This window comes from Psychrobacter immobilis (genome assembly GCF_003148585.1).
Classification (GTDB): domain Bacteria; phylum Pseudomonadota; class Gammaproteobacteria; order Pseudomonadales; family Moraxellaceae; genus Psychrobacter; species Psychrobacter immobilis.
The window spans coordinates 62,692-72,490 of sequence record NZ_QGGM01000017.1; the positions used below are offsets into that span (position 1 = coordinate 62,692).

Genomic DNA, 9,799 nt, shown 5'->3' on the forward strand with positions numbered 1-9,799 from the left:
GCTGGTTGACGATGTTTGGCAAAATTTAGCCATTTTTAGCCCATTTAGAGGTTAATCGATTGAATTGAAGACACGCTCTAACAGGCGTTGTCTGTGCTTTCACTCACGATAAGTCAGATTAAAATATTTTAAATAGATCAGCATTTAGCGCTGTTACCGATAAGTCAGCCCTGCAAATTGTAGCGTTACTGTTGTCTCATACTTAGCAGCAGTTTATACCTGCTCGCTTCCGCGTTATAATAACGGTTTGTATTGCTGCCTGCTTTTTTCTGACTTATTTTATGGATTACTGCTTATATCATGAATGGTGATACTTCATTTTGAAGGCAATTATTATCGAAAGATTCATAAAATAATAGAAATAAATAAAGGCGGCGTTACTACTTTATAGGATTATGCCATGTTTGCTATTGCTGCCAGTACAGTTACCAGTTGGGGATTGTATGTTTTACTACCCATATTTATCGCCTTCTTATTTTTTATTATGTGGGATATCTCTAAAGAATCTCAAGCTGGGCGTGCGGGTACATTTTGGATTTTCTTAGCACTAGGCGCAGGGTTTGTGGGCTTCTTACTCAAGCTATTATTGGAAGTCGCTTTTAAAAGGTGGTTGATATAATTTTTATATAACTGGGCCGTGTCCTCACTGTCAATGATAGGTAATAAATAACTCACCTATCACTGATAAATAGACAGTTAAATGATCAATTAAAAAATGCATGGCTCATGACGGCTTCACTTTATAGTGTGTCAATCATTCCTATCAAAATATCACTCACTGAGCCTTGCTATCATTTTTTACGACTTCACTCACGTAAGTTGGTAAATCCCACGCACCACCAGCAAAACCGCGACACATTCCTGAGCTGGAATCTTCTGATTTGGCAAATGTTTGACCATTCCAAACCCATATCGCATGATTCCAGCAATCACCCAAGCCTCGATCTTTATGTGTTGCCCAAATCTCGCCATCAGAATAGTCATTGCCTGCGGTGGTGATTAGCTGCGAACTATGAGGGTTTGCGTTGTCTATAAGCCAATATCCATAGCTTTCATTATAGGCACCTTGCCAGCACAGGTGGCTAGCAAGCGTATGGGTGGCATCTACGGGTGTAAACGTCCAATCCAGTCTATCAACACCATACTCTTGCATTCGTTGATACACTTCGGTTTTTGGATTAATCAGCTCACAGTCTCCCATATCATCTTCAGAGCCTATAAGCTCCTTGGCATCAATATCGATCCACTTGTTTATATTGACCTGAAAGTACGCCTGTTTTGATGCAGATAGTGTCTTATTTTCTTTTTCTGAATACGAGAATGCCTTTTTGATGATTGGCTTTGGCTTAGCGGATTTCGGTATTTGCTTACTTGTGTGGTTTTGACTTACCAATGCTATTGGCGTGCCCACTCTGCCTTGTACCTCATCAAGTTTTAGCAGCACGGCACTCATACCTTTGTCGCTAATAGACCAATTTTTACCACCCGCTCTTATCTCTATCTTAGTATTTTGACGCGAATGACTCAGAAGTTGCTGAGTTTGCTTGGTGGTTAAATCGTACACAGAACCATCAGCATCTGGTTGTAGCATGCCTTGGTTTTTGCCATTTAACCACAGTTCAGCACTATGGTAGGTTTTGTCTGAAGTTTCTGATAAAAACTGGATTTGGGCAATCGGCAAGGCTTTTTTGGGTATGACGGTTAATAAAATAGAAGCTGGCGTATCGAATATACTCTCATCTGCATAACCTGCTGCGCGACAAGTCAATGTATTATCACAAACCACCTGCCAATCATCCTGCACAAAGCCCCACCCTTCAAATGGCGTACCATAGCCAGCATGAGCTGATATGGACGTCAATGGCAGTAAACCCATCATAGCGCTGAGCAAAATCGTTATTTTTTTCACTACCCATTTTCCTTATGAGTGATAAAGTACGCACGCGCTACTTTTTGGCAATCAAAGTCGCACGCATCGGCGCAGGATAGCCTTCAAGCGTTTTGCTGCAATCATTAGGATCTAAGAAGTCGGCTAGCGAATGATAAGTCATCCATTCCGTTTTGCGCTGCTCATCGATAGAAGTCGTTGCCACATCGACACAACGTACCTCTGAGAATCCTGCTTTTTCTAGCCAGCCAATTAATGCGGCGACTGACGGTAAAAAATACACATTATTCATCTGGGCATAGCGGTCATGTGGCACCAGTACGGTATTGGCATCACCTTCGATAACCAAGGTTTCAAGCACCAACTCACCGCCTTTGACCAACTGCCCTTTAAGCTGTTGTAAATGCTCAAACGGCGATTGGCGATGATAGAGCACCCCCATACTAAATACGGTGTCAAATAATTGGCTATGCTCGGGCAATGCTTCAAGTGGTACGGGGATATAATGCGTTTTATAGCTATCAGCAGCCCCGACAAAATGCCGAATCGCCATAAACTGATGATAAAATAAGCAAGACGGATCAATGATAATGACTGTATCCGTGCCAGCGCCAGCCATACGCCAGCCGTGATAGCCAGAGCCACCGCCCACATCTAATACACGCCGACCTTTTAAATTACCCAAATGCGGTGCGACCCGTTGCCACTTCCAATCACTGTGCCATTCGGTATCAATCAATATTGGCGCGGCTTGTTGGTCTTCATTCTGACCACTATCAATTTGATGTTCGAGCTGACCACCAATTTGAAAAGGCCCTTTACGCCACGGCATGAGCTGCTTTAATAATGCCATTGTCTGTTTGCGCTGAGACTCACTAAGATTTGCCTCAATCGTCAGGACATCACTGTTTAGATCGACATTATTGACGGTTAATGTTGGCAAACGAGCGACTGACGCTTGATAAGCAGGTGCATGCGCGTAGTTGGCTTTGTCCTTGATATCATTTAACCATGTTGGCAAGCGCGTAAGCCATTCATAAGCACTCGGCTGCTGCTGGGCTAACTCAAACAAGGTTAAATATAATTCGCGTTCAGCGTGAGTAATAGTGTCGTTAAGCATAAAAGCAGGTTACCGTATTGATCAAAAAAACTGTGTTAAAAATAAGGATTATTTAAACGCCACAATAGAGACGAAGTTCAAAAACTGAAACCATGTCAGATGACGTTTAAAGCCAACTTGATCTAGCCTTGCATGATGCTCATCTAATGTATCAGTAATAAGCACGTTCTCTAGTGCATTACGCTTACCGCTAATTTCCATCTCGCTATAACCATTGGCGCGTTTAAAGTCATAATAACGCTCAACCAACCACGCATCATATTGCTCATCAAAAGCATGGGTTTTTTCAGTTAATACCAGTATCCCGCCTTCACTTAACGCTGCATAAATTTTCTCTAATACTGCGACTCTATCGGCAGCTGGCAAAAACTGTAGCGTTAAATTCAAAATCACCATATCGCAAGGTTCAAGTTCCACATCGCGAATATCAGCGGTAATCACTTCGATGTCATGCGCAGGATAATTTTCACTCAGTAGCGTGGTCGCTTCGGTCGTCATCGCTGGTGAGATATCAATCGCTTTAATCTGCAAGTCTTGCGACTCAAACTCACCCGCCAACGTCATGCTTGCTGCGCCAAGTGAACAGCCCAAATCATACACTCGACTGACGCGCTGTCCACTATCGCTCTGTTGACGATACTTACAATGGCGTCGGGCAAATATAGGCAGCATCGCTAGCACCTGACCATAACCCGGCACGCTGCGACGAATCATATCAGGGAAACAAGCCACCACTTGCTCATCAAAGGAGAAGCGCGCGGCTTTATCGAGTGGCGTGGTAAACGGTTTGTCAAATAGGGTGTCGTGTTTAATAATAGCAGGCTTAGATTGACTCATGGTGCGACTCATTTTGTGATAATAGAACTTAAATTAGGAGATAATTGATGGTCTTGCTTGTCATTATTAGCTGAAAGCGGCACGACGTAGCAAAAGCCCATTATAACATTACTGTTTGTTACTTATCGCAGTCAGATGCCCTGCTAAGCTAAATAGGTATTGCTAAGTAGAAAACACTTGGCTCATATTTTATATTTATAAAAATAGGAAAAATTATGCAAACCATTATTTTGGGCGGTGGCTGTTTTTGGTGCACCGAATCGGTATTTTTATCCGTAAAAGGTGTGCAATCTGTCGTTTCAGGCTACATGGGCGGTGACGCTGTTTCTGCCAATTACGAAGCGGTTTGTGGTGGCAATACAGGGCACGTTGAAGTCATTAAAGTCGAGTTCGATGACTCTATCGTCCCGTTAGAAGTGATACTTGATGTTTTCTTTGCCACCCATGATCCCACCACAATGGATCGTCAAGGCAATGACGTCGGTAGCCAGTACCGCAGCGTGGTTTTTTATACCGAAGAAAATCAGAAACCAACGATTGACCGCACCATCAACAAACTGCGCGATATGGGCGTCAATGTGGTCACCGAAGTACATCCAGCTGTTGAGTTTTATCAAGCAGAAGAGACCCATCAGGATTTCTTTAATAAGAATCCAGGACAAGGGTATTGCAACTTTGCCATACCGCCAAAGCTTGCCAAATTGCGTAAAGAGTTTAGTCAATATATGGTGAGTTAAACGACAAATGAAGATATTTTTTATTTAGAATAAAAAAATATTTCAGCATTTCTTTATAGCCAAACCCTTATTGTATGAGCGTTTGGCTTTTTAACATCTTTAGCATTCTCACTCAAACCGTTATGATAGAAACAACTCAAATATAACCCTCAACGAATAAAGGCGAAGGTATGAACGCTGAATTTTGGCACAGCCGCTGGCAAGAGAAACGCATTGGCTTTAATCAGTCTGCGGTGAATCAATTATTAATAAATTACTTTAAGCAGTTAAACCTGCCAACTGGTAGCCGTGTCTTTGTCCCTCTATGTGGTAAATCGATTGATATGGCTTGGCTGGCAGCGCAAGGCTACGACGTCGTAGGCGTTGAATTGGTGGAAACAGCCGTACAAGAATTCTTTACTGAGCAAAATATCTCCCCTACTGTGCACCAGCATGTAGACAATTCAGCGATTAAATACTATCAAGGTCAGTTGTCAGGACAAACCATTACCTTATGGGTTGCTGATATTTTTGCACTGTCATCTGAGGATATCGGATCTGTAAAGGCGGTGTATGATAAAGCCGCATTGATTGCGCTGCCAGAAAATATGCGTACGAAGTATAGCGAGCATATACGTAAAATAAGTGGTCATGCACCACAATTTATCATCACTCTCACTTATGACCAAAGCAAAAAAGCGGGACCGCCGTTTTCTATCAGTAGCGAGCAAATACAGCAATATTATGGCGATAACTATCATATCAGCGAACTGACGAGTGAACCTACTTCTATAGGATCGGCACCTGAGCTAATGGTCACGGAGCATGTTTGGCTATTAAAGTGAGTGGTTAATAAAGCCGTTTGCGTAGCGATTAATCAGTACTAAATTATGATGGAGAAATTGAATGAAAATATTAGTTGGGCTGATAAGTTTAATCTCTATTTTGCTAGTCACACTCGCAGGTCCGCTGTACAAGTTTGGCTTAGTCGATTTAGCGACTGCGTTTTCAGGGTTTAAGTTTGGTGTATTTGCTGGTATCGCAGCATTGGTACTATTAGGCATACAGCTTTTATTTAAACGAGACACGGCTAGCCTTGGTAGCGTATTAACATCAGCAGCGCTTGCTATCATTGCCATTGTTATTCCACTAAGCATGATGAATACCGCCAAAAACGTACCGCCCATTCACGATATTTCAACCGACCTAGTGAATCCACCTAAATTTGTGGCCATTGCCCCACTGCGCGCTGATGCACCAAACCCAGTTGAGTATGCAGGTGCAGAGACTGCAACGCAGCAGCGCGCCGCCTACCCTGAATTACAAACATTACGCTATAGCCAGTCAAAATCTGAGTTGGTTGGGGCAACCAAACAAGCCATCGATAATTTAGGTTGGGAGCTTGTCAGTATCGATACTAACAAAGGCGTCATTGAAGCGACAGATACGACTGCTTGGTTCGGTTTTAAAGATGATGTTGTCGTGCGTATCACGGATAACGATAATGAACGTTTGGTCGATATTCGTAGTAAGTCACGGGTTGGTGGGAGCGATTTGGGCAAAAATGCGGCGCGTATTCATAAATTGATTGAAGAGTTGGATGGGGTTTTGGGCGAGTGATTAGATTAGGTTTTGAATGAAGTAAAAGTGATTAATTGGATTTTTTTAGCACTTTATCCATTTTAGCCTATCTACCTTAAAACCCTCTCTCAACCTCACGCCACCGTCAATTTATAGTAACAGCTTACTTCGATACCTTTTCTTTACCCATGAGATTGGTTACTCTAAGTCCATACTGCACCAATCCGCTTTGCTTTCTCTTTTAATAACTATTTCAACGTTTATAGGATATTTTCATGCGTTTGACTCCAGTTTCTACTTTATCGCTACTTAGCCTTGCTGTTGGGCTGAGTTTTGCTAGCACTGCTCAAGCAGCCAAACCACCAGCGCCAGACTTATCTAATGCCGAGTTTCAACAATGCTTAGACGGTTTGAAAAACTCTAGCAAATTTCGCGGCGTCGATAGCTCTACTTTTAATAACTATCGCCCTAGCCAGCCTGATCCTAGCGTGATTCAGTCATTGAATTATCAGCCAGAATTTCAAAAAGACGTTTGGGATTATTTATCTTCGCTGGTCGATAAAGAGCGTGTAGAAGATGGCATCCGCGCCAAGCGCCAATGGGCAGATACGCTACGTCAAATTGAATCACGCTATGGCGTCAAAGCCGAGCACGTACTAGGTGTATGGGGCGTTGAGTCAAACTTTGGGCAGACATTGGGCAAAAAACCTTTGTTTGAGTCTTTAGCGACGCTGTCTTGTTTTGATCGCCGTCAGAGCTACTTCCAAGGTGAATATGCCAATGCGCTAAAAATCGTCCAAAACGGTGATATCGCGCCAAGTGATATGACAGGCTCATGGGCGGGCGCTTTTGGGCAAACGCAATTTATGCCAAGTACCTTTTTAGAGTTGGCAGTTGATTTCGATGGTGATGGTCGCCGTGATTTGGTCAATAGTGTGCCTGACGCGCTAGCCTCTACCGCCAACTTCTTAGATAAGCGTGGCTATCGCACGGGCGAGCCTTGGGGCTACGAAGTCAAGCTGCCCAGTGGATTTTGGGCAGCGTCTGATCGTAAAAATAAGAAGTCTATCAGCCACTGGCGCAATCAAGGTATCACGCTCGCCAATGGCAGTCCATTGCCTAACGACTTGAGTAGTGCTGGGTTATTATTACCCGCTGGCAAAGATGGTCCTGCTTTCTTAGTCGGTAAAAACTTTGATACGTTTTACTCTTATAATGCGTCAGAAAATTATGCGTTGGCAATCGCCCATTTATCAGACTTAATCACCAAAGAGGACAGCAGCAAAACTGACTTTGTCACAGCATGGCCTACCGATGACCCTGGTATCAGTCGCCAGCAAGCCAAAGATATCCAGCAGGCGTTATTGAACGCGGGTTACGATATTGGTGGTGTTGACGGCATTATTGGCGACAATACCCGTATCGCGATTCAGCAATACCAATCTAGTCGTGGTATCTTGCCAGCGGATGGCCGCGCAGGACAGAAATTCTACCGTGCAATCATTGGAGATGCTGGAAACATAACTCCGAAAAGTACGCAATACGGCAATAAATACGGACAGCCGCCGAATAGCCAGCCTTTAAACCCTGCCTCTGCTGATCGTATGGGCCAGCTGATTCAGCAGCAAACGAGTACTCCTAATACGTACTCAACGCAGCCTTCTGCGCAATCACCTACCTCTGGTAACACACGCTATCGCCGTGTCATCGGTAGCGACGGTGTGGTGAAGCTCGTTCGTGTTGACGAAGGTTCTTAGTATTCTGCGGATGTATCTTAGGCTAAGCAAATAAAAAAAGCCACGTTAATAATAACGTGGCTTTTTCATGGGGTTCATTCTTTAGTTTTTAGTCAATTGTCAATTGTCAATTGTCAACTTAAACGATCGGTGGTGGGTTCGGTTTACCATTGTCACCATCCCAGTTCTCACGTGCTTTTTCATCTAGATCAGCAGGCGTTTTTGGCTCCCATTTTCCATTTTCTTTCCAAGTAGCATCACCCCAATCAGCATCTTCTTCTTTTCTGTCCAAGTCTTTGTAAGCTTGGCTAGGGTCGATACCGCGACGTTTCATGTCCGCTACTTGCTCTTCTAATGTATGAAACTGCTCGGCAGCATGCATAGATTCTTCTAAGCCATCAAGCTCTTTTTTTAATGCATCGTTTTTAGCGTTACTCATCAGGTGCTCTCCTTAGTCAGTATTATTATGCGATTTATATACATTCGATTTGTATGTATACAATATATAAGTCAGTAATTTTAATATAAATAATGTATTTATTATCAATCTCTGATTAGTCTTAATATTACCAGTCTTAAATGGATTCACAACCGTTGACGCGTATGCTTTGTATTACAAAACGTAGTCACAGCCACACGTGTGCTCTTTACAGCAGATAGGCTATGACTACTTTTAAATAAGGAAGGCAGGAATATTATTAGTGCAAAATACGAATCATTGGGAGTTATGATGGACTTCGTTCAATAGATTTTTTGCGTGAAAGGTCAACTTCCAAAGTTCTTGCGAGACGCGAGTGCCATAGGTTGTGAGCTGTATCCAGTTTGCACCCACTAGCTGACGTTGTAGCTGGTTCAAATCATCTTGAGAAATTTGGCAGCGCGAGACGGCATGGACATTCGGCATCTCTTTTTTGATGTCTTGCTCAGCTTTTGACGCTATCAAGCGATTCACAGCATTTTGCAAGCCATAGCTCGAAAAGGTCGCTGGTATTTTCATCAAGGCGATCAATATCTCTTGCCATGTCAAGGTCATGGGTCTGGTAACATCCGTCAGGTTGCCACCTGCATAAGCTTGAGCGCTATATTGAATATCAAAAGCTTCTAACAATACAATGGGCTTACTCACATCATCAGAGACGAATTCATCAGCAGGTGGACTATTTTCCTTTAGCGTTTTGTCAGTAGACAATAGATCTGCAAACCGTTCCGCCACGGTTTGCTTGCTAAATTTGATCATCTCTTCATTGGCTCTCAGCCATCCACCAACGACCTGATGATTGGTCACTGCGTTATAGTAAGCTTGTACAAGTAATGGCTCAATATCCGTTTCTGTATCATAATAATATATCGTATTGTCCTGCCGAGTCACTGACTTAATAAATTCTTGCAGTTGACGACTGATACTCGCATCTGGATGATGATTTTTGATTAAGATGATTAACGGTTTGAGCTTGGCTTTGGCATTCAAATAGCTCAAATGCATTTGGCTAACGCCATTCCTTTGCACCGTGCCATAACTGTCTCCTATGAGCATCAGTGCATAATCGCACGAGTCGATACATTGTCGACCATATAGCGATGCTTTTGGCAATTGGCTCGACACATCATAGGTCAAGAAAGCCCGCGACTGAAAAAATATCGCCAAGCTGTCCAAGACCAACAATTGATCATTGTCAGCGCATATGATGTGAATATGATAGCGACGGTTTGGCACAATCACCTCTAAGCTTAGGTCATGACATAGAATAATATGATATAAAATAGAGCACAAATATCTTGTGTTGCACAGCCTAGCATAATCTTATAAAAATAAGCTCAATTTATTTGGGGCTGTCCTAGATAACTAGTTCAGTTCCTGTTTAACCCATTGTTTTAGCTGGTGTAATTGACGTTTTGGATCACTGTAGTTAAAACGCCACTC

The 9,799-nt window shown here is 42.9% G+C and carries 10 protein-coding genes and 1 pseudogene; 5 read left to right on the forward strand and 6 right to left on the reverse strand.

Annotated elements, in window-relative coordinates; genetic code table 11:
* Positions 1-400 precede the first annotated feature (400 nt).
* Entirely contained in the window at positions 401-619 is a 219-nt protein-coding gene (locus tag C8D84_RS12195) for a DUF2788 domain-containing protein (RefSeq protein WP_045448016.1), read from the forward strand.
* A 156-nt stretch (positions 620-775) separates the two neighbouring features.
* On the opposite strand, the gene C8D84_RS12200 is transcribed toward C8D84_RS12195, so the two are convergent.
* The 3 genes from C8D84_RS12200 to cmoA are packed head-to-tail and all read right to left on the reverse strand — an operon-like array spanning position 776 to position 3,857.
* On the reverse strand, positions 776-1,909 hold the full coding sequence (locus C8D84_RS12200) for a DUF1176 domain-containing protein (protein ID WP_109592484.1): 1,134 nt from the start codon (positions 1,907-1,909) through the stop codon (positions 776-778).
* A 37-nt stretch (positions 1,910-1,946) separates the two neighbouring features.
* The gene (gene cmoB, locus C8D84_RS12205) at positions 1,947-3,008 is read right to left on the reverse strand and encodes a tRNA 5-methoxyuridine(34)/uridine 5-oxyacetic acid(34) synthase CmoB (RefSeq protein WP_109592486.1); all 1,062 of its coding nucleotides are present in this window, start codon (positions 3,006-3,008) and stop codon (positions 1,947-1,949) included.
* Positions 3,009-3,056: 48 nt separating this feature from the next.
* Entirely contained in the window at positions 3,057-3,857 is an 801-nt protein-coding gene (gene cmoA / locus C8D84_RS12210; RefSeq protein WP_109592488.1) for a carboxy-S-adenosyl-L-methionine synthase CmoA, read from the reverse strand.
* 203 nt (positions 3,858-4,060) lie between these two features.
* Between cmoA and msrA the strand changes: the two genes are divergently transcribed.
* The 4 genes from msrA to C8D84_RS12230 all read left to right on the forward strand — a co-directional run bounded on the left by msrA (position 4,061) and on the right by C8D84_RS12230 (position 7,899).
* Positions 4,061-4,582 (forward strand): peptide-methionine (S)-S-oxide reductase MsrA, encoded by a 522-nt coding sequence (gene msrA / locus C8D84_RS12215; RefSeq protein WP_109592489.1) that lies wholly within the window; start codon positions 4,061-4,063, stop codon positions 4,580-4,582.
* A gap of 170 nt (positions 4,583-4,752) precedes the next feature.
* Complete coding sequence (gene tmpT, locus C8D84_RS12220) at positions 4,753-5,406, forward strand: thiopurine S-methyltransferase (RefSeq protein WP_109592491.1); 654 nt, start codon at positions 4,753-4,755, stop codon at positions 5,404-5,406.
* Positions 5,407-5,467: 61 nt separating this feature from the next.
* Entirely contained in the window at positions 5,468-6,181 is a 714-nt protein-coding gene (locus C8D84_RS12225; RefSeq protein WP_109592493.1) for a DUF1499 domain-containing protein, read from the forward strand.
* A gap of 236 nt (positions 6,182-6,417) precedes the next feature.
* A complete protein-coding gene (locus C8D84_RS12230; RefSeq protein WP_109592495.1) occupies positions 6,418-7,899 on the forward strand; it encodes a lytic murein transglycosylase in 1,482 nt (493 codons plus the stop codon).
* 118 nt (positions 7,900-8,017) lie between these two features.
* Here the strand turns inward: C8D84_RS12230 and C8D84_RS12235 are convergent, their stop codons facing one another.
* The 3 genes and pseudogenes from C8D84_RS12235 to C8D84_RS12245 form a co-directional block, all read right to left on the reverse strand.
* Positions 8,018-8,317 (reverse strand): hypothetical protein, encoded by a 300-nt coding sequence (locus C8D84_RS12235; protein WP_045455583.1) that lies wholly within the window; start codon positions 8,315-8,317, stop codon positions 8,018-8,020.
* A gap of 276 nt (positions 8,318-8,593) precedes the next feature.
* The gene (locus tag C8D84_RS12240) at positions 8,594-9,592 is read right to left on the reverse strand and encodes a DUF4062 domain-containing protein (RefSeq protein ID WP_109592499.1); all 999 of its coding nucleotides are present in this window, start codon (positions 9,590-9,592) and stop codon (positions 8,594-8,596) included.
* 129 nt (positions 9,593-9,721) lie between these two features.
* A pseudogene (locus C8D84_RS12245) lies at positions 9,722-9,799 on the reverse strand (IS1595 family transposase); the annotation flags it as partial.